The sequence below is a fragment of the Pseudomonas gregormendelii genome (assembly GCF_017114825.1).
Lineage (GTDB): Bacteria > Pseudomonadota > Gammaproteobacteria > Pseudomonadales > Pseudomonadaceae > Aquipseudomonas > Aquipseudomonas gregormendelii.
Genome location: NZ_JADEVO010000008.1, coordinates 68,581 through 89,766, shown reverse-complemented (window position 1 = coordinate 89,766; position 21,186 = coordinate 68,581). Strand labels below are relative to the sequence as shown.

15 protein-coding genes are annotated in these 21,186 nt (G+C 61.9%); 13 read left to right on the top strand and 2 right to left on the bottom strand.

Going from position 1 to position 21,186, the window contains the following annotated elements; translation table 11 throughout:
• The first annotated feature begins 155 nt into the window (after window positions 1–155).
• Window positions 156–935 carry a TSUP family transporter gene (locus IMW75_RS08295; RefSeq protein ID WP_045058598.1) on the top strand — a complete coding sequence of 260 codons (780 nt, stop codon included), beginning with the start codon at window positions 156–158 and terminating at the stop codon, window positions 933–935.
• Here the strand turns inward: IMW75_RS08295 and nudC are convergent.
• Both nudC and IMW75_RS08285 read right to left on the bottom strand, forming a co-directional pair.
• Window positions 903–1,733 (bottom strand): NAD(+) diphosphatase, encoded by an 831-nt coding sequence (gene nudC, locus IMW75_RS08290; protein WP_205892335.1) that lies wholly within the window; start codon window positions 1,731–1,733, stop codon window positions 903–905. The genes IMW75_RS08295 and nudC overlap by 33 nt on opposite strands.
• 7 nt (window positions 1,734–1,740) lie before the next feature.
• Window positions 1,741–2,553 carry a crotonase/enoyl-CoA hydratase family protein gene (locus tag IMW75_RS08285; RefSeq protein WP_205892334.1) on the bottom strand — a complete coding sequence of 271 codons (813 nt, stop codon included), beginning with the start codon at window positions 2,551–2,553 and terminating at the stop codon, window positions 1,741–1,743.
• A 560-nt stretch (window positions 2,554–3,113) separates the two neighbouring features.
• On the opposite strand from IMW75_RS08285, the gene glgA reads away from it, so the two are divergent.
• From glgA to IMW75_RS08225, 12 genes are all read left to right on the top strand, one after another.
• Window positions 3,114–4,703: a glycogen synthase GlgA gene (glgA, locus tag IMW75_RS08280; protein WP_045058601.1), complete on the top strand. Its 1,590-nt coding sequence runs from the start codon at window positions 3,114–3,116 to the stop codon at window positions 4,701–4,703.
• 14 nt (window positions 4,704–4,717) lie between these two features.
• A complete protein-coding gene (gene treZ / locus IMW75_RS08275; protein ID WP_205892333.1) occupies window positions 4,718–6,514 on the top strand; it encodes a malto-oligosyltrehalose trehalohydrolase in 1,797 nt (598 codons plus the stop codon).
• The gene (malQ, locus tag IMW75_RS08270) at window positions 6,511–8,589 is read left to right on the top strand and encodes a 4-alpha-glucanotransferase (RefSeq protein ID WP_205892332.1); all 2,079 of its coding nucleotides are present in this window, start codon (window positions 6,511–6,513) and stop codon (window positions 8,587–8,589) included. Before treZ ends, malQ begins: the two co-directional genes overlap by 4 nt.
• Window positions 8,586–11,363 (top strand): malto-oligosyltrehalose synthase, encoded by a 2,778-nt coding sequence (locus tag IMW75_RS08265; RefSeq protein ID WP_205892331.1) that lies wholly within the window; start codon window positions 8,586–8,588, stop codon window positions 11,361–11,363. The genes malQ and IMW75_RS08265 overlap by 4 nt, the downstream gene beginning before the upstream one ends.
• Window positions 11,364–11,384: 21 nt before the next feature.
• Window positions 11,385–11,714 carry a DUF2934 domain-containing protein gene (locus tag IMW75_RS08260; RefSeq protein ID WP_045058605.1) on the top strand — a complete coding sequence of 110 codons (330 nt, stop codon included), beginning with the start codon at window positions 11,385–11,387 and terminating at the stop codon, window positions 11,712–11,714.
• Between the two features lie 115 nt (window positions 11,715–11,829).
• Window positions 11,830–13,989: a glycogen debranching protein GlgX gene (glgX, locus tag IMW75_RS08255; protein WP_045058606.1), complete on the top strand. Its 2,160-nt coding sequence runs from the start codon at window positions 11,830–11,832 to the stop codon at window positions 13,987–13,989.
• A 1-nt stretch (window position 13,990) separates the two neighbouring features.
• A complete protein-coding gene (locus IMW75_RS08250; RefSeq protein WP_045058607.1) occupies window positions 13,991–14,983 on the top strand; it encodes an acyl-CoA dehydrogenase family protein in 993 nt (330 codons plus the stop codon).
• Window positions 14,980–15,738, top strand: a complete 759-nt coding sequence (locus tag IMW75_RS08245; RefSeq protein WP_205892330.1) for a PIG-L deacetylase family protein — start codon at window positions 14,980–14,982, stop codon at window positions 15,736–15,738. The genes IMW75_RS08250 and IMW75_RS08245 overlap by 4 nt, the downstream gene beginning before the upstream one ends.
• Complete coding sequence (locus tag IMW75_RS08240) at window positions 15,735–16,343, top strand: SAM-dependent methyltransferase (RefSeq protein WP_205892329.1); 609 nt, start codon at window positions 15,735–15,737, stop codon at window positions 16,341–16,343. The genes IMW75_RS08245 and IMW75_RS08240 overlap by 4 nt, the downstream gene beginning before the upstream one ends.
• A 239-nt stretch (window positions 16,344–16,582) precedes the next feature.
• Entirely contained in the window at window positions 16,583–17,341 is a 759-nt protein-coding gene (locus tag IMW75_RS08235) for a PIG-L deacetylase family protein (protein WP_045058610.1), read from the top strand.
• Window positions 17,342–17,510: 169 nt separating this feature from the next.
• Window positions 17,511–18,311, top strand: a complete 801-nt coding sequence (locus IMW75_RS08230) for an endonuclease/exonuclease/phosphatase family protein (RefSeq protein WP_205892328.1) — start codon at window positions 17,511–17,513, stop codon at window positions 18,309–18,311.
• 109 nt (window positions 18,312–18,420) lie between these two features.
• On the top strand, window positions 18,421–21,045 hold the full coding sequence (locus IMW75_RS08225) for an autotransporter family protein (protein ID WP_205892327.1): 2,625 nt from the start codon (window positions 18,421–18,423) through the stop codon (window positions 21,043–21,045).
• Window positions 21,046–21,186: the final 141 nt, after the last annotated feature.

Here is a 21,186-nt window from a genome sequence, read left to right as displayed (position 1 = left end):
ACCTCACCAGCTGCTGGACCTCCACCTACAGAACCTCGCCAGCTGCTGGACCTCCATCACAGAATCCCGGCAGGTGCCCAACCGGCCAGATAATTGGGTAACATGTCGCCCCTCCCCCGCAGCCCTGCTCTGCACCTGCCGAATAAGCCGACTCCATGCCTTTCGAACTCAGCGTTGACCTTACCACCCTGGCCATTCTCGCCGTCGTAGCCTTTATTGCCGGTTTCATCGACGCCATTGCTGGCGGTGGCGGGCTGTTGACCACTCCGGCCCTGCTCACGGCCGGGTTGCCGCCGCACCTGGTACTGGGCACCAACAAGCTCAGCTCGACCTTCGGCTCGGCCACGGCCAGTTTCACTTTCTACCGGCGCAAGCTGTTCCACCCGCGCCAATGGGTGCACGCGATTGTCGGCACACTGATCGGCGCGCTGACCGGCGCCGTGGTTGCGCACTACCTGCCGGCCGAATGGCTGAACAAGATGCTCCCGGTGATCGTGTTTGCCTGCGGCCTGTACCTGTTGTTCGGGGGCACGCCCAAGGCGCCGCTGGACAGCAACGCGCCGATCAGGAAAAAGTGGCAGTCGACCCAAGGCTTCACCCTCGGTTTCTACGACGGCGTGGCCGGGCCAGGCACGGGCGCGTTCTGGACCGTGAGCAGTCTGCTCATGTATCCCATCGACTTGGTGAAGGCCAGTGGCGTGGCGCGCAGCATGAACTTCGTCAGCAACATTGCGGCGCTGTCGGTGTTCGTGTTTTCCGGGCAGGTGGACTGGATCATCGGCCTGAGCATGGGCCTGTCGGTGATGGTCGGGGCGTTTTTCGGTGCTCGCACCGCCATCAGCGGCGGCGCGAAGTTCATTCGCCCGGTGTTCATCACCGTGGTGCTGGGCTTGACCGTGCGGTTAGCCTGGCAGCACTGGTTCAGCGTGGCCTAAAAGCCGCGCCACATAAACGTCGATCAGGTAACGGGCAATCGAGCGTGACGCTGGCAACGGCGGCAGCTCGTGCACGTTGAACCACTGAGCGTCTTCGATCTCGTCCTCCTGGCAGACGATTTCGCCCCCGGCGTATTCCGCGTGGAAGCCCAGCATCATCGAATGCGGGAACGGCCAGCACTGGCTGCCCAGGTACTGGATGTTCTTCACTTCGATCTGCACTTCCTCGCGAACCTCGCGCACCAGGCACTCTTCGGCCGACTCCCCGGGCTCGGCAAACCCCGCCAGCGTGCTATAGACCCCGGCAACAAAACGCGGTGAGCGCGCCAGCAGGATTTCATCGCCGCGGGTGATCAGTACGATCATGCTCGGGGAGATGCGCGGGTAGCTGCGCAAATCGCAGGGCTGGCAATACATCGCGCGTTCCCGAGGCACCTGCACCATCGCCTGCCCGCAATTGCCACAGAAACGGTGCTCGCGTGCCCAGGTGCCAATTTGCGCGGCGTAGCCCAGCACCTTGTAGAGCGTGTGATCGCCTTCGAGCATGAAGGCGCGCAAGCCCTTCCAGCCACAGCCGGGCACTTCACTGGTGCTCCGCAGCTCCAGCAGATAGACCGGCTCGCCGTCGAGATGGCCGATCCCATGCTCGGCGAGGATCGGCAGGTCCTGGCTCTTGAGCCATTCCCGAGGGAAGAGCGCGCCATTATCGTCATACAGAAAGCCTTCGGGGCTGCGAGCCACGGCCCAGCCCCCGGGTTTGTCGATGTCCAGTACTGCAGTGGTCCAGCGTGAAGTCATGGTTAACTCAATCCAGAAATTCGGGTTTCTGTTTGCTCATGTGGGCCGCCATGGCCACGCGCAAGTCAGTGGATTGGAGCATTGCAGCGTTCCAGGTGGCAACGTATTCCAGGCCATCATCGATACGGTGGTCGCGCATGTAGCTGATCATCTCCTTGGTGCCGGTGATGGCGATCGGCGACTTGCTGGCGATTTCGCGGGCAATGCCCAGCACGCCGTCGAGCAGGCTGTCCTTGTCGCTGTAGATGCGATTGACCAGGCCGATGTCGCGCGCTTCCTCGGCGCCAAATGAGCGGCCAGTGTAAGCCAGTTCACGCAGCATGCCGTCACCGATGATGCGCGGCAAGCGTTGCAGGGTGCCAACGTCGGCCGCCATGCCGATGTCGATTTCCTTGATCGAAAACTGTGCGTCCTGCGCGGCATAGCGCATGTCACAGGCGGCAATCAGGTCGATCGCGCCGCCCAGGCAATAACCCTGGATGGCCGCGAGCACCGGTTTGCGGCAGTTATCGACAGCCGTGAATGAGGCTTGCAGGGCCAGGATCTTGCGTCGCAACAGGCGCGCATTGCGTCCGACGTCCTTGCCCAGCTCGTTGGCGACGCCGGCCAGCATCATCAGGTCGATGCCCGAGGAAAAGTGCTTGCCTGCACCACTGATCACCACTGCGCGCACATCGTCGGTGTCGTCGATCCACTGGAAGATCTCGATGATCTCGCTCCAGAACGCCGCGTTCATCGAGTTGATCTTTTCCGGACGATTGATCTGCACATGGGCGACTTTATCCGCCAGTTCGACGGTGAACGCGGTGTACTGGGACATGGCAGTGATCCTTTACCTGGCAAAAAAGAGGCCCGAACTATAACAAGGCACCCGGTGCTGCAGTAAGGCAGCGCTTCAGCCAAATGCGGGACTGGCCAGCCCGCACCACAACAGTGCAACAAAACTGTCACACCTGGTCCATTATTGTGACTCGCCGGTCACATTGTGAGGCGTCACGCAAAATAAAACTGCCCTTCGTCGGTGCGATCACCCTTCGTCAGGCTCAGCCGTTACCCTTTGAAAAGGATTGTCGAACAATTTTCCCAAATGGACTGGCCCGCTCTAGGTTCTGGCCTAGACTCCTTTTTGCCGGTTAAAACCGGTCAGTCACAACCGGGAAAATTAGAAGAAACTTTTGCCGCTGGCGCAAGGTCAGCTTAAAGGTGGGTGTGTTGCGACTGGTTCGATCTTTGCAACAGCCCTCTCCAGCCACTGTGCTTTAACGCGTTGGCAGCGTTTGCTCACCGATGCGTAGCGCGTTTGCGCCCGGCCATAGGGACAGGCCATCGAACATCGTTGGTGCCAGACCGAGAATTAGATCAACAACACGGGAGATTCATATGATCAGTGCGGCTTTAGATATTCAGGGAGAACGTGCTCATCAGCAGGTCGGCGAGTCGAGCACCGTAGTCAATGCGCAATCCGCTGCACCGGTTAACGTGACCAGTCCACGCAAACTGCCACCGGTAACCAGTCAGAATCCGAACAAGAAACGCGTCTTGTTCGTGACCTCCGAGATCGCCGATCTGGTCAAGACTGGCGGCCTGGGCGACGTTTCCGCCGCGCTGCCGCGGGCGATGGCGCATCTGCACGACGTGCGCGTGCTGATCCCCGGGTACCCGCAGGTGCTCCACAGCGAAAACCCGATTCACATCATCGGTGAGCTGGGCGGTCATGCTGCCCTGCCGCCTTGCAAGATCGGGCGCATGGACATGCCTGATGGCCTGGTCATCTACGTACTGATCTGCCCCGAGCTTTACGAGCGCGAAGGTTCGCCCTACGGCGCCAACAACGGTCGCGACTGGCCGGACAACCATATTCGCTTTGCCCGCCTGGGCCTGGCCGCTGCAGATATCGCAGCCAACCTGGCGCAGATTCACTGGTGCCCGGACCTGGTGCATGCCCACGACTGGCCAGCCGGCCTGGCGCCGGCCTACATGCATTGGCGTGGACAGCGCACCCCGACGCTATTCACCATCCACAACCTGGCCTATCAAGGTGTCACCAGCCTGGGTTCGTGCCCTGAACTGGGGATTCCCACCCATGCCCTGCAACAGGAAGGCATGGAGTTCTACGGCAAGATGTCGTTCCTCAAGGCTGGCATGGCTTACGCCAGCCACATCACTACGGTCAGTGCGACCTACGCCCAGGAAATCACCACGCCGGACTTCGGCTGTGGCCTCGACGGCTTCCTCGCCGCCAAGACCCAGCAAGGCCTGCTGAGCGGCATTCCGAACGGCATCGACGAGAGCTGGGACGCGGCGACCGATCCGCATCTGTTCTGCCCGTTCACCATTGGCGACTGGGACGGCAAGGCGGTGAATGCCGACCATGTACGCGAGCTGTTTGGCCTGGACGATTCCGAAGGCCCGCTGTTTGCGGTGGTTTCGCGGCTGGTCTACCAGAAAGGCCTGGACCTGACCGAAGCCGTCTCCGAATACATCGTCAAATCCGGCGGCCAGATCGCCATCATCGGTCGTGGCGAACCGGAAGAAGAGCAAGCCATGCGCGAGCTGGCCCTGCGCTTCCCCGGCCAGATCGGCGTGCGCATCGGCTTCAATGAAACCGACGCCCGGCGCATGTTTGCCGGCAGCGATTTCCTGCTGATGCCTTCGCGCTACGAACCCTGCGGCCTGAGCCAGATGTACGCCCAACGCTTCGGCTCCTTGCCGGTGGCACGCAATACCGGTGGATTGGCCGACACCATTGAAAACGGCGTCACCGGTTTCCTCTTCGACGAATCCACCGCAGAAAGCTATCAGGAGGCCCTGAGCCGCGCGTTCAAGGTATTTGCCTACCCGGACCTGCTCAACGCCATGCGCTGCCGTGCCATGGCTGCACCCTTCAACTGGTGCAAGGCCGTTGAACCCTACGCCGAACTCTACGAACAACTGGTCGCCAAGGCGCTGGGAAAATCGCACCGACAATAAGAGGTTTTTACCAGATGCCGTTACGGACCCTTGAAACCTGGCCCCACGGCGCAATTATGCTGGACGCACAACACACGCGTTTTGCCTTGTGGGCGCCAGATGCGTTTGACGTCAGCGTCGAACTGGAAGATGGACAATCCTTACCGCTGCTGCCCCAGGCCCATGGCTGGTTCGTGATCGAGACGCGCTGCCCCGCCGGCACGCGTTACCGCTACAACATCGACGGCGAGTTGCAAGTGCCTGACCCGGCATCCCGGGCGCAGGCCGGCGACCTGCACCTGCACAGCGTGGTGGTCGACCCCGCTGCCTATCAGTGGCAACACACCCGCTGGCAAGGTCGGCCGTGGCACGAGGCGGTGATCTACGAGCTGCACGTCGGTGCACTCGGTGGCTTCAGTGGCGTCGAGCAGCACCTGGCGCGGCTGGTCGACATGGGTATCACTGCAATTGAGCTGATGCCCCTGGCGCAATTCCCCGGGGAGCGTAACTGGGGCTACGACGGGGTCTTGCCCTACGCGCCCCAAGCCTCCTACGGCACTCCGGAACAACTCAAGCACCTGATCGATACCGCCCACGGCCTTGGCCTGGCGGTGATTCTCGACGTGGTCTACAACCACTTCGGCCCGGATGGCAATTACCTGCATCGTTACGCCAAGGGCTTCTTCAACGAAGACAAACATACGCCCTGGGGGGCCGCCATCGACTTCCGTCGCCGCCAAGTGCGCGACTTCTTCATCGACAACGCCCTGATGTGGCTGATGGAGTACCGCTTCGACGGCTTGCGGCTCGACGCCGTGCACGCCATCGAAAGCCCGGATTTCCTGCAGGAACTGGCACAACGCATCCGCCAGCAGACGGCTCCCGGAAGGCACGTGTGGCTGATGCTGGAGAACGAACACAATCAGGCGAGCCTCCTCGAGGAAGGATTCGATGCCCAGTGGAACGACGATGGCCATAACGCCCTGCACGTGTTGATCACTGGTGAAACCGATGCGTATTACGCCGACTACGCCGAACAGCCGACCCGGCAATTGGCGCGCTGCCTGAGCGAAGGCTTTGTGTTCCAGGGCCATGTCAACCGCCACGGCCAAACCCGCGGTGAACCCAGCGGCCACCTGGAGCCCACTGCGTTCGTGCTGTTCCTGCAGAACCACGACCAGATCGGCAATCGTGCCTTCGGCGAACGCCTGCACCAGCTCGCACACCCGGATGCCCTGCACGCTGCTACCGCGTTGCTGCTGTTGTCGCCGATGATTCCGCTGATGTTCATGGGCGACGAGTTCGGTGCCGAAGAGCCATTTCTGTTCTTCACCGATCACCACGGCGAACTGGCAGAGCTGGTACGCGAAGGCCGGCGTAACGAGTTCGCAGCCTTCAGTGCATTCGCTGACCCGGAAAAACGCGAGCGCATCCCCGACCCTAATGCACCGCAGACATTCGAAGCATCGATTCCAGACCTGACACCCGCTGAAACCCCGGCCATCCATGCGTTGTATCGGCGCCTGCTAAGCCTGCGCCATGCGCAGATCGTTCCGCGCCTGCCAGGCACGCGCTCCCTGGGCGCCCAAGTGTTGGCCCACGCCGCGGTGAGCGCACGCTGGCGCATGGGCGATGGCAGTGAGCTACGCATTGACCTGAACCTCGGCAACACGCCCGTGGTCCACACTTCTCAGGCCGGTGCCCAGGTGTTGTTCGAACACCCGGCACACGCGACCAGCCTGTTGGATCAGGGGCAACTCGCCCCGTATAGCGCGCTAGTCAGCCTCAAGGCCGCAGCCCCTTTGCTACCCCCGGATGGAGAGCGCCAATGAGTGATGCGCAACTGGAAATACTTGCCAGCCGCGCCGGTCTGGCAGTCGACTGGATCGACGCCAACGGCCGCCCGCAAAAAGTTGCCCCTGCAGTACTACGCAATGTCCTGACCGGTCTCGGCCACCCCGCCGGCACCGCCCTGGAAATTGACGCCAGCCTGCTGCAGTTGCAGGAAGTCCAGCAAACCCGCCACCTGCCGCCGATGCTCACGGCGGATGTGGGTGTCGGGGTCGATCTGGCGCGCTACTTCGAGCCCGAGACCCCGTGTGAAATCCACCTCGAGGACGGCTCGCGGCTCAACCTGAAGCTGGATGCCAATTCAGTGTTGCCGGGCCTGGTACCGGTCGGTTATCAACACGTCAGCATCAATGGCCAGCATTTTACTTTGGCCGTCGCACCAGCCCGCTGTTACAGCGTCGGCGATGCGGTAGACAACCCGATTCCCCGCGCCTGGGGCTTGAGCGTGCAGTTGTACTCCCTGCGCCGCCCGGGCGATGGCGGTTTCGGTGATACCCAGGCCCTCGAAGACCTGGCCCGAGTGGCCGGGGAACGGGGTAGCGACGCCTTGGCGATTAGTCCGCTGCACGCCATGTTCAGCAGCGACACCCAACGCTACAGCCCGTATTCGCCGTCCAGCCGCCTGTTCCTGAACAGCCTGTACGCCGCGCCCGGCGCCATTCTGGGTGAGCGGGCGGTGCGCGCCGCCATCGACGCCACCGGCCTGGCCGCCGAGTTCAAGCACCTCGAAGAACTGGCGCTGATCGACTGGCCTGTTGCCGCCGAGGCCAAGCATCGACTGTTGCAGGCATTGTACGAAGGGTTTGTGCAGGGTGAGCATCCATTGCATCCCGACTTCAGCAGCTTTCGCCACGCCGGCGGCGAGGCTCTGGAAAATCATTGCCGTTTCGAAGCCATCCAGGAGTCTCGCGCAGCCAAGGGTGAAGCGCTCGACTGGCGCGAGTGGCCCGAGCAATGGCAAGACCCGCGCAGCGCTGCGCTGGCCGAATTTGCCGAAGAAAATGCCGGACGCATCGGCTTTTTCGCTTTCTGCCAATGGCTGATTACCCGTTGCCTGGAACGCGCGCAAACAGCGGCCCGCGGCAGCGGCATGAGCATCGGCCTGATCGCCGACCTTGCTGTAGGCGCCGATGGCGGTGGCAGCCAGGCCTGGAGTCGCCAGGATGAGTTGCTCGCGTCCCTGACAGTGGGCGCGCCACCGGACATTTTGAATCGCACCGGCCAGGGCTGGGGCATTTCCGCGTTCTCGCCGGAAGGTCTCGTGCGCAACGGCTTTCGCGCATTCATTGAAATGCTGCGGGCCAACTTCGCCCACGCCGGCGGCCTGCGCATCGATCACGTAATGGGCCTGCAACGGTTATGGGTGATCCCCAATGGCGCGTCGCCTGCCGATGGTGCCTACCTCTACTATCCGGTGGATGACCTGCTGCGCCTGCTGACCCTGGAATCCCATCGGCACCAGGCCATCGTCCTCGGTGAAGACCTCGGCACAGTGCCTGAGGGTCTGCAGGAAAAACTCATCGCCCGCTCGATACTCGGCATGCGGGTATTGCTGTTTGAACAGGATAACGCGCAGTTCAAGTCGATCCTCGATTGGCCGGACAATGCCCTGGCCACCACCAGCACCCATGACCTGCCGACGCTCAACGGCTGGTGGCACGGCCGCGACATCGACTGGAATGCCCGCCTCGGCATGACCGACGCCAACAGTGAAATCGAATGGCGTCGCCACCGCGAACGTGAGCGTGAAGGCTTGCGCCGAGTGCTGGGCGAAGACCCGCAGAACTTTCGCGAAGAGTCCCATGAAACCGACCAGGTGCTCGACGCCAGTGTGCGCTTCCTGGGCCATACGCGCGCGCCATTGGTGCTGTTGCCGCTGGAAGACGCCTTGGGCATCGAGCAGCAGGCCAACCTGCCCGGCACCATTAACACCCATCCAAACTGGAGCCGGCGTTTGCCGGGCTACAGCGAGGCATTACTCGATGACCCCGATGCCGCCCGGCGTCTGGAACTGCTCGCCTGTGCGCGACTTCAAGCCGGTGAGCGTGACCAATGAACCAACCATTAATCCAACCGTTGCGCGCGACTTTGCGCTTGCAGTTCCATAAAGACTTCACCCTGGATCAGGCGGTGCCCCTGGTGCCGTATTTCGCCAGTCTGGGCATCAGCCACGTGTACGCCTCGCCCCTGCTCGCAGCCCGCGCCGGGTCCATGCATGGCTACGATGTGGTGGACCCGACCCAGGTCAACCCGGAACTGGGCGGCGAACCTGCGTTGCGCCGCCTGGTAGCGGCCTTGCGTGAACAGAACATGGGGCTGATCCTCGACATCGTTTCCAATCACATGGCCGTCGGCGGCAGTGACAATCCCTGGTGGCTGGACTTGCTTGAATGGGGACGCCTGAGCCCCCACGGCGAGTTCTTCGATATCCAGTGGCATTCCCCCGACCCCTTGATGGAAGGCCAGTTGCTGCTGCCGTTTCTGGGCAGCGACTACGGCGTGGCATTGCAGGAAGGCACCTTGCCCCTGCGGTTCGATCCCCTGCGCGGCTCGTTCCATGTCGAGCACTACGATCATCACTTCCCGATCTGCCCGAACAGCTACGGCGAGTTGCTCAGGAGCGATGACGAGCCGCTCAAATTCCTCGCCGATCGCTTCTCTGCCCTGAGCTACCAGACCGACGCCCACAGCCTGGCAGTACCGCTCAAGGAAGAGCTGCGCGAACTGGCCAGGGACCCGGCCATCCGGCAGCGCATCGAGCAGAATCTGCAAGGTTATGACTCGCGGACACCTGAGGGTTTTGAGCGCCTGCACTTGCTGCTCGAGCGCCAGAGCTACCGCCTCGCCAGTTGGCGAACAGCGGGCGATGACATCAACTGGCGGCGCTTTTTCGACGTCAACGAACTCGGTGGCCTTCGCGTCGAGCGTCCGGCCGTCTTCGAGGCGACCCACGCGAAGATTTTCGAGCTGGTGGCCGAAGGCCTGATCGACGGGCTGCGCATCGACCATATTGACGGCCTGGCCGACCCGCGTGGCTATTGCCGCAAACTGCGGCGTCGGGTCGACTCGCTGTCGCCCGAGCGCCACTTGCCAATCTACGTCGAGAAGATCCTCGGTGAAGGCGAAGCGCTGCATCGCGACTGGTCGGTGGACGGCACCACCGGCTACGAGTTCATGAACCAGTTGTCGCTGTTGCAACACGATCCCGAGGGCGCCCAACCTTTAGGTGAACTGTGGAGCAAGTACAGCGAACGGCCTGCGGACTTTCGCCAGGAAGCCCAACTGGCGCGCCAGCAGATCCTCAACGGTTCATTGGCCGGCGATTTCGAAAGCGTGGCCCAGGCACTGCTGCAAGTGGCCCGGGATGACTTGATGACCCGCGACCTGACTCTGGGCGCGATCCGCCGCGCGCTGCAGGAATTGATCGTGCATTTTCCGGTGTACCGCACCTACATCAGCCCGCTTGGACGTTCCGACGAAGACGATGTGTTCTTCCAGCAGGCCCTGGCAGGAGCGCGGCAGACCCTCGGCGAGGCCGACTGGCCGGTGCTCGACTGCCTGGCCGGGTGGCTGGGTGGCAAGCAATGGCGTGAGCGCCCCATCGGGCGCTCGCGCAAGATTCTCAAGCATGCCTGCGTACGCTTCCAGCAACTGACGTCACCGGCGGCCGCCAAGGCGGTCGAGGACACGGCGTTCTATCGTTCGGCAGTATTGCTGTCGCGCAACGACGTGGGCTTCAGCACCGAACAGTTCAGCGCGCCCGTCGCTGATTTTCACCAGGCTTGCCTGCAGCGCTTCGAAGCCTTCCCGGACAATCTGCTGGCTACGGCCACCCATGACCACAAACGCGGTGAAGACACCCGCGCGCGACTGGCCATATTGAGCGAGCGCAGCGCCTGGTATGCCGAACAGGTGCCGCTGTGGCAAACCCTCGCCCGGCCGTTGCGTGACGACGAGCAGATGCCGTCTGCCGGCGACGAGTTGATCCTCTACCAAGCCGTCCTCGGCAGCTGGCCGCTGGACCTGCGCAGTGACGATCAGGCGGGCCTCGAGGACTACGCCAAGCGCCTTTGGCAGTGGCAACAGAAAGCCTTGCGCGAAGCCAAATTGCAAAGCAGCTGGAGTGCGCCCAATGACGCCTACGAGCGAGCGGTCCAGGTCTTCATCGAGCGCTTGCTCCTGAGTGCCGAGGGTGAACTGTTGCGCTCGGCCCTGGCCAAGGCCGCCCAGGCACTCGCGGCACCGGGTGCCCTGAACAGTCTGGCGCAAACCTTGCTGCGCATGACGGTGCCTGGGGTGCCGGACTTGTATCAGGGTAACGATTACTGGGACTTTTCGCTGGTGGATCCGGACAACCGCAGGCCCGTGGATTACCACATCCGGCAGCAAGCCATGGCACAACCCCGGGAGCTGACCGAGCTGTTGGCGGCCTGGCGCGATGGGCGCATCAAGCAGACGCTGATTCGCCGCACCCTCAACCTGCGCGCCGAGCATGCCCAACTGTTCGCCAGTGGCAGCTATCAGCCACTGGAAGTGGTCGGCAGCCAGGCCCACAGAGTGCTCGCCTTCATGCGTGAACATGCAGGCATCAGGGCGGTAGTGATCGTACCGATTCGTTGCGCCGAACTGCTGAAAAACAGTGCCCAGCCCTTGGTCGATGCGCTGCAGTGGGGCGACACCCGGGTCAAATTACCGTTCGAGGCATCCGCAAAAAATCTGAAGGGACTTTTTCCTGGTGCCACAGTCACAAATCACAAGGAGCTGAACATCAGCACCGCGCTGGGCGAATTCCCGGTCAATCTTTTTATCCAATTTTCTACCCAATCTTGAGTTCAGTTCAGGAGCATAGCGATGAGTACCGACGATAAACGCGTTCGCGAATTTGCCTATCAGATCTGGGAGTCGGAAGGACAACCCGAGGGCCAGGAAGCCCGTCATTGGGAGATGGCTCGCAAACTGGCCGAAGCTGAAGCGCTGGCCCCCAGCAAGTCGCCCAAGGCGGCTGGCAGCAAAGGTGTTGCTGGCAAGGCTGCCAAGCCCAACGGCAAGCTTGAAGACAAACCTGCTGCCAAGCCCAAGGCCGCCGCCAAGGCCAAGCCTGCAGCCGCTTCTTCAGTGATACCGCCAGGCGAAAAGGCTCCCGAGAAAAAGCCGCGATCGACTAAAAAACCTTCGGTCTGACGACAGACTTTCTGATTTTGACTGGATTCATGGCGAGCTTGCTCGCCATGTCGGGGTCGTTCGCCCTGAAAACACTATCGCCACACCGTACTCGACCCCATTTGCAGGAGCATTTATGAGCAGTCCAAAAAAACCCGCGACAGAACCTCACGCCGAGGCCTCGCGAATTCGTGAGGGCCTGCCCTTCCCGCTCGGTGCTACCTGGGACGGCCTGGGTGTCAACTTCGCGTTGTTTTCCGCCAACGCGACCAAGGTTGAACTGTGTATTTTCGATGATTCGGGCGAGGTCGAACTCGAACGCATCGAATTGCCCGAGTATACCGACGAGATCTACCACGGCTACTTGCCCGACGCCCATCCCGGGCTGATCTACGGCTACCGTGTGTATGGCGCCTACGACCCGGCCAATGGTCACCGCTTCAACCACAACAAATTGCTGATCGACCCCTACGCCAAGCAACTGGTCGGCGAGCTGAAATGGTCCGAAGCATTGTTCGGCTACACCATCGGCCATCCCGACGCCGACCTCAGCTTCGACGAACGCGACAGCGCGCCCTTCGTACCCAAGTGCAAGGTCATCGATCCGGCGCACACCTGGGGCCACGACCACCGCGTCAGCGTGCCGTGGGACAAGACGATCATCTATGAGACCCACGTCCGCGGCATCAGCATGCGTCACCCTTCGGTTCCGGAAAACGTGCGGGGCACCTTTGCCGGCCTGATGGTGGACGACGTGCTGGAGCACATCCGCAAACTGGGTGTGTCGTCGGTCGAACTGCTGCCGATCCACGCCTTCGTCAACGATCAGCATCTGCTGCACAAGGGCATGACCAACTACTGGGGCTACAACAGTATTGCGTTTTTCGCCCCGGACCCGCGCTACCTGGCCAGTGGCAAGATCGCCGAGTTCAAGGAGATGGTTGCGCACCTGCACGAAGCCAATCTGGAAGTCATACTCGATGTGGTCTACAACCACACCGCCGAGGGCAACGAGCAAGGCCCGACCCTGTCCATGCGCGGCATCGACAACGCGTCGTACTACCGCCTGATGCCCGACGACAAGCGCTACTACATCAACGACTCCGGCACCGGTAACACCCTGGACCTGAGCCACCCCTGCGTCCTGCAGATGGTCACTGACTCTTTGCGTTACTGGGCCACGGAAATGCACGTGGACGGTTTCCGCTTCGACCTGGCGACCATCCTCGGGCGCTACCACGACGGTTTCGACGAGCGCCACAGCTTCCTGGTCGCCTGCCGCCAGGACCCGGTACTGCGCCAGGTGAAAATGATCGCCGAGCCATGGGATTGCGGCCCCGGCGGTTATCAGGTCGGTGGCTTCCCGCCAGGCTGGGTCGAGTGGAACGACAAATTCCGTGACACGGTGCGCTCCTTCTGGAAAGGCGATGACGGCCAGCTGGCGGATTTCGCCAGTCGCATGACGGCATCCGGCGAGATGTTCAACCAGCGCGGCAGACGCCCATATTCGTCGGTGAACTTCATCACCGCCCACGACGGCTTCACCCTCAACGACCTGGTGTCGTACAACGACAAGCACAACGAGGCCAACGACGAGAACAACCAGGACGGCAGCAACAACAACCTGTCCTGGAACCACGGCGTCGAAGGACCGACCGACGATCCGGAAATCAACGCGCTGCGCCAGCGGCAGATGCGCAACTTCTTCGCCACGCTGCTGCTGTCCCAAGGCACGCCGATGCTGGTTGCCGGTGACGAGTTCGCGCGCACCCAGGACGGCAACAACAACGCCTATTGCCAGGACAGCGAAATCGGCTGGGTCAACTGGGACCTGAGCGAAGACGGCAAGGCCCTCCTGAAATTCGTCAAGCGCTTGATCAAGTTGCGCCTGGCCTACCCGATCCTGCGTCGCGGACGCTTCCTGGTGGGCAACTACAACGAGGACATCGGCGTCAAGGACGTCACCTGGCTGGCCCCGGATGGCAACGAGATGTCCATCGAGCAATGGGAAGACGCCCATGGACGCTGCCTCGGCATGCTGCTGGACGGCCGCGCCCAGGAAACCGGGATTCGCCGCAAGGGAGCAGATGCCACCCTGCTGCTGGTGGTGAATGCGCATCACGACATCGTCAACTTCACCTTGCCGGAAGTCCCTGAGGGCGTGTTCTGGACGTGCATGGTCGACACCAATCAACCCTCGATCCGTGGTCAGGAACGCTTCGAGTTTGGCCATGAATATTCCGTGACTGGCCGCTCGCTGCTGTTGTTCGAACTGCAGCGTGAGGAAGACGAGTGAAATGGAGCTCAAGACCTGTCTTGATCGCCAGTCGACGGACTACGACGGCACCCGGGCACTAGGACAGTGCCTGGAGCAACTGGTGGAGGCAGGTCTGGATCGACTGCCGCTACCGGGGCAAGGCCACACGCTGGAGCGATTCCAGCGGTTGGCCGAGGTGGGCGGGCATGATCTGCGGTTGTGCAAATTGTATGAAGGGCACACTGACGCGCTGGCGATTTTCCAGCAACTCGGTGCGTTTGCGCCGCCGCCTGGCAGTACCTGGGGCATGTGGGCGGCCGAACCGCCGAATGCCCGGGTTCGGCTGACTCATTCAGCGCAGGCCGTCGCGCTCAATGGTCGCAAGGCCTGGTGCTCCGGCGCCGCCGTGCTCAGTCATGCGCTATTGACTGCCTGGGACGAACAGGACCGTCAACAACTGGTGGCAGTCGCCCTTGATCAGCCAGGAGTCACCGTGACCGATGTGGGCTGGCAAGCGGTCGGCATGGGTGCAACCGGCAGCGTCGAGGTCCTCTTCGACGACGCCCAGGCGACCGCCATCGGTAACCCCGGCGATTACCTGCAACGCCCCGGATTCTGGCAAGGCGGGATCGGCATTGCCGCCTGCTGGTATGGCGCGGCCTGCAGCATTGCCGAGCGGTTGCGCGAGCATTGTGCGCAGCGCGCTGAACCCCACGCCCTGGCCCATCTGGGCGCCGTCGACAGTGCCTTGCAAGGCGCTGCCGCGGTGTTGCGTGCCAGCGCCCTGGCGATAGATGCCGCCCCTCTCAAAGACGCCGAATTGCTCGCCCGACGCGCCCGTGCAGTGGTTGAAAACGCTGCCGAGCAAGTCATTCATCATGTCGGCCGCGCGCTGGGCGCCGGCCCTTATTGCAAAGACCGACAGTTCGCGCAACTGAGCGCCGACCTGCCGGTTTTTCTGCGCCAGAGTCACGCCGAGCGCGATCTCGCGGGTCTGGGCCACTTAATGCGTGAAGGGACATGGACGTTATGAAAACCAATCCAATTGTCGGCCAGGGCACGCCGCTGTATCAGTGGCAAGCCTCCAGTCAACTGGCGCAGCTACCGGTGATCGATGTTCTGCAATTGGTCCCCGAGGGCTCTCGCGCGGTGATCATTGCACCACACCCGGACGACGAGATCCTCGGCTGCGGCGGTTTCCTGCAGCTGCTGGCCGAGGCGGGCCGTGACCTGCAGTTGATTTCGGTGACCGATGGCAGCGCCAGTCATCCGGGTTCAAAACGCTGGCCGGTGGAACGCCTGAGCACCGTCCGCCCCCAGGAGTCGGTGGAAGCGCTACGGCGGCTCGGGTTGCCATTGCACAGCCTGAGGTGGTTGCGCGGTGGTTTTGCCGACAGCCAGGTGGCGGCCAGAGAGGACGAATTGAGCACATTTATCGAGCGTCATCTGCGCGCCAGTGATGTGGTGTTCACCACCTGGCGCGAAGACGGGCACTGCGATCACGAAGCGGTGGGGCGTGCCAGTGCCGAAGCGGCGCAGCGTGTCGGGGCGACTTTGCATGAACTGCCGGTGTGGACCTGGCACTGGGCAACGCCTGAAGACCGCAGTGTTCCCTGGCATCGAGCGCACAAGATCCTGTTGTCGCCGCCGTTGATTGCCCGCAAACGCCACGCGATCCATGCCTTCGCCAGTCAGCTCGAGGGCGACCCACAGATCGGTTTGCCACCGGTGCTCGCGCCCTACGTGCTGGAGCGGCTGCTACAACCCTTTGAGGTGGTGTTCGTATGAGCGTCGATGATCGATATTTTGACGGCTTGTTTGCCAACAGTGACGATCCCTGGGCATTCCGCCAGCGCTGGTACGAACAACGCAAACGGGCCATTACCCTGGCTGCGCTGCCCCGTCCGCGCTACCGCGCCATTTTCGAACCGGGGTGCGCCAACGGCGAATTGAGCGCCGACCTCGCCACCCGCTGCGACCGCCTGCTGTGTTGCGATACCGCCAGTGCCGCCGTCGCCCTCGCGCGTACGCGTTTGAGTCCGTTCAACCATGCGCAGGTGCATCAGGCACGTTTGCCCGAGCAATGGCCGAGTGAGAAATTCGACCTGATCGTAATCAGCGAGCTTGGCTACTACCTGGACGCCGAAGACCTCAAGCGCCTGATCGAACAAGCCTCGCATTCCCTCACGGCCGACGGTCAACTGTTGGCATGCCACTGGCGCCCGTCTATCGAAGGTTGTCCCCTGAATGCCCGCCAGGTGCATGACCTGCTGCACGAGCACCTGCACCTGCCGCGCCTGGTGCTGCATCAGGAAGCCGACTTCCTGCTGGAACTATGGAGTCGCGAACTGCGTTCGGTGGCCACCCTGGAAGGCCTGCGAAGCAGCACCTGACGACGCCCCACTGCAGGAGCGAGCTCGCTCGCGATGGTCTTGAACGGTAACGCGGCGCTCTCAGGTCATTCACAAACACGCTCGCTCCTGCATGGGAGATCAACATCGGCAAAAAATACGTACCAGATAGAACATGCACGCGACGAATCGCAATACATGAGCAATACTCCTTGCGCGGCAATCCATGGTTTGGAGCGTGCGCACCCACGCTCATACACCCGGAACAAGGACGTAGCCCGATGAAGACCGTTTCCTTCAGCGAAAGCAGCCTGCCTGCGCAGATCTGGAACAGCGCGGCGCAACTGGACAATATCCCCGTCATCAACACCCAGACCCTCGTTCCACCGGGCGCTCGCGCGGTGGTGATCTCGCCCCATCCTGGCGACGAAGTGATGATGTGCGGCGGCCTGCTGCAACTGCTCAGCGCCCTGGGCCATCCCCTGCAATTACTTTCCATGACCGACGGCAGTGCCAGTTATCCGGGCTCGCAACAGTGGTCGGAAAAACGCCTGAGCGTGTTTCGCTCCCAGGAAAGCGTCGAGGCCTTGCGCCGCCTGGGCATGCCGATGCACAGCCTGAAATGGATTCGTGGCGGTTTTACCGATAACGCCCTGGCAGAACACGAAGCCCAGCTGGCCGATTTCATCGCCCGCTACCTGCGCCCCGGCGACGTGGTATTCAGCACCTGGAGCGAGGACCGCCATCTGGATCACGATGCCGTGGGCCGTGCGGCGGCCAAGGCCGCGAAAAGAGTCGGCGCGGCCTTCAACGAAGTACCCATTCGCGCCTGGCACCGACCGATCCGAGACCGCGAGCAAATCCCTTGGCACCGTGCGCGCAAGGTGCGCCTCGACACCTGGACCGTGGCGCGCAAGAGCCACGCCACCCATGCCTATGCCAGCCAGCTCGATGGCGAGCCCGCCTTGGGCCTCGCCCCCCTGCTACCCCGGGTGCTGCTGGAACGAATGCGCCTGCCTTACGAAATCGTCTTCGTCTGACACCAATCCCTGTGGGAGCAAGGCTTGCCCGCGATGACGGTGGCAAATGCTCCACCACAAACCAGTTCCCAGGGCCAAGGGCCTGGACAACAATCGATCGCCGATTTTCGCTGAACTGCGCGCGCCCCCATCAGTCGCATAGATATGGAACCGCCTACCAGGAGTCAACGTGACCAGTGATCCAACGCAGCAGGCACTTGAAGACATGCCGCTGAATACGCCACCGGCCATCCACCGCCTCAGAGTGCTGACGGTCAACACCCACAAGGGCTTCACCGCACTCAACCGGCGCTTCATCCTTCCGGAATTGCGCGAAGCGGTACGCAGTACCTCGGCCGACCTGGTATTTCTCCAGGAAGTGGTGGGCGAACACGAGCGTCATTCTTCACGCTTCAACGACTGGCCACAGACTTCCCAGTACGAATTCCTCGCCGACAGCATGTGGAGTGACTTCGCCTACGGTCGCAATGCCGTCTACCCCGACGGTCATCATGGCAACGCATTGCTGTCCAAGTACCCCATTCGCGAATACCGCAACCTCGACGTGTCGATCACCGGCCCCGAACGACGGGGCCTGTTGCACTGCGTACTCGATGTTCCGGGGCATGCCGAAGTCCATGCGATCTGCGTCCACCTGAGCCTGCTGGAAAGTCATCGCCAGCTGCAGCTCCAGCTGCTGTGCCAACTGCTTGAGTCCCTCCCCGATGATGCACCGGTGATCATCGCCGGGGACTTCAACGACTGGCAGCTGCAAGGCAACGCCGCCCTCGCCCGGCGCGACTATCTGCATGAAGCCTTTGAACGCCATCACGGTCGTCCCGCCAAGACCTACCCGGCGCGGTTCCCCCTGTTGCGCCTGGACCGCATTTACCTGCGCAATGCCAGCAGCCATGACCCGCGAATACTGGGAAACAAGCCCTGGACGCACCTTTCTGATCACTTGCCGTTGGCGGTGGAAGTGCATCTGTAAGCTATAAATAAATCCGACCCGCTGTCATTTGTGTCAGTGGTTATCGGCGAGTTCTGTTGGTGCGGTATCAATTGAAGCGTTGGACGCCTTTACACACCTGGAGATATGCATGGACATTGCGACAGGTTTGCCTAAGTACCGTATCAGTGACTACCGTTTCAGTGCCCTCGCCGTTTCCATTTGTCTAAGCCTTGGATCGCCACAATTCGCTCAAGCCAGCTGTACATTCACGCCCACCGCCGGCAACGATAACCATGTCTGCGACAGCGGCATCGGCGGCGCACTGACCGATCTCACCGGCAACAACACCCTGAGCTTTCCCACCAGCGGCACGGGCCAAATCATCGGCAACGTGAATTTTGGTGCGGGCAATGATGGCCTGGTCATGAATTCCGGGACATTGACTGGCACCCTGAACCAGGGTGATGGTTCAGACACGGTGTTGATCACCAACGGCGTGATCACCGGCGCGGTGAATCAGGGCAATCAGATCGATGACTTCGTCATGAGTGGCGGGCGGATCCAGTCCCTGGCCCAAGGCGACGGCCGCGACACCTTCCTGATGACCAATGGCACCATAGTCGGGGCCTTCGAGGACGGGGACGTGGCGAGGATGTCCGGCGGCACTATCGGTCGAGTCGACATGAAGCTCGACAACAACATCTTCGACATGTCTGGCGGCGAGATCATCGGCAATCTGGTGACCGGCTTCGGCCTCGACACCATCATCATCTCCGGCGGCAAAATCGGCGGCAACGTCAGCGTCAGCGGTGGCAATGACAGCATCACTGTCACCGGCGGCGAAATCGTCGGGGAGATTCGCGCCAGCGTCGGTAATGACATCCTCAACTGGAACGGCGGCGGGATCATCCGTTCGGCGATCCTGATGGGCGAAGGCAATGACCTCGCCACCCTTTCCAACCTCACTGAAACCAGCCTGGCACCGACGCCGAGCATCGACGGTGGTCCCGGTACCGACACCTTGAATTTCAGTCAGACCACCACAGCCGGCGCCTCCCGCTACATCAACTGGGAGTCGCTGAACCTGAGCAATAACTCGCGCCTTGACCTGGCCAGCGATTCGCTGATCCTGGGTGACAGTACCAGTGGCACCGGCGTGATCAACGTCGACGCCAGCAGCACCCTCACCTCGGTGCAAGGCAGCATCGCGCCGTTCACTGCGGGCCAGCTCGCGACCTTGAACAATGCCGGGACCATCGACCTTACCAGCGCCAATTCGCGCGGCAATGACACACTGACGGTACAGGGCAATTACGCCGGTAACGGTGGCAAGCTGCTGCTGCAAAGCGTGCTGGGCGATGACAGCTCCCCCAGCGATAAACTGGTGGTCAATAACGGTACCTTGACCGGCAACACCGTCATTACCGTGCAGAACCTGGGCGGAGTCGGCGGGGTCACTCAACAGAACGGCATCCAGCTGGTTGAGGCACAAGGCTCGGCCGTGGCCAGCAACGGAGCCTTCGCCCTTAACGGCGGCCTGATTTCCGCAGGCGCTTTCGATTACCGTCTGTTCAAGGGCGGGGTCACCGCCGGTACGGAAAACAGCTGGTACCTGCGCTCGGCGGTGGTCGCCCCTGCGGTGACGACCATCCCCAATCCGGATCCGGCGTTGCCGCCTATTACGGTACCCGTCGTTGCGATACCGGTCGCCGCGCCCGCCCCTCCGGCTCCCACTCCTGAACCGGGAAGCCCGCCGCTACCAGCACCGGCACCGCTGCCGCCGTTGCCCGAAGCCGTTGCGGGTGCCGCGCCGATTCCCCTTTACCGTCCCGAAGTCGCCACCTGGTCAGTGCTGCCCCCTGCTGCGGCCCAGTTGACCCTGACAGCGCTCGGCACTTTCCACGATCGCCAGGGCGATCAACGCCTGCTCACCGAAACCGGGGCGTTTGGTGCGGGCTGGGGCCGGGCTTACGGAAAGAATCTCGACCAGACCTGGTCAGGCACCGTAGCGCCGCGCTTCGATGGTTCGCTCAAGGGCTTTCAAGTGGGCAATGACCTCTACGGTTCCCAAACCTCGGGCGGGCACACGCAGCGAATCGGGTTCTTCGTGGGGCACACCGGCATGAAGGGCAATGTCGACGGCTTCAACGAGGGCTTTGAAGACAAACGCGCCGGCAAGATCGACCTGCGTGGCGACCATGTCGGCTTGTACTGGACATTGGTGGGCAACAGCGGCTGGTACTTCGATAACGTGATCATGTCGACCCGCTTTGATGGCGACAACCGCTCAGAGCGTGGCCTGAAACTGGATACCCGTGGCCACGGACTCACAGTGTCCAGTGAAGCCGGTTATCCCATTGCCCTCAATGACACCTGGGTGCTCGAGCCCCAGGCGCAAATCATTCATCAGAAGATCTCGCTGGACAGCCAGGACGACGGGATTTCCCGGGCTTCCTTCGACTCCAACGGCGCATGGACCGGGCGCCTGGGGGCAAGGCTCAAAGGCAACTATCAGGTCAGCGGTCGCCCGCTCGAACCTTACCTGCGGGCGAACCTGTGGCATACGTTGTCAGGGACAGACACGGTGACCTTTGACGACGTCGACAGGGTCACCACTGAACAAAAAGCCTCCTCTGCCGACATCGGTGTGGGCGTGAATGTGAGCCTGGCTTCATCCGTCAGCGTCTACGCCGGTGCCGACTACAGCACCAACATCGACAGTCAGGACTTGCGCGGACTGTTTGGAAATGTCGGCCTGAGAATTAGCTGGTAGCCGTCATATAAAGGCTCTGGCGCGCGGTTTTTTGACGATGCCTCGTACAAACAACCACTTGCAAGCGCGCCGGAAATCAGTCACTTATGGGGCTTAAATTAGCCCTACCATTTATCGGCCATTTTCTTGACGCAATGTCAA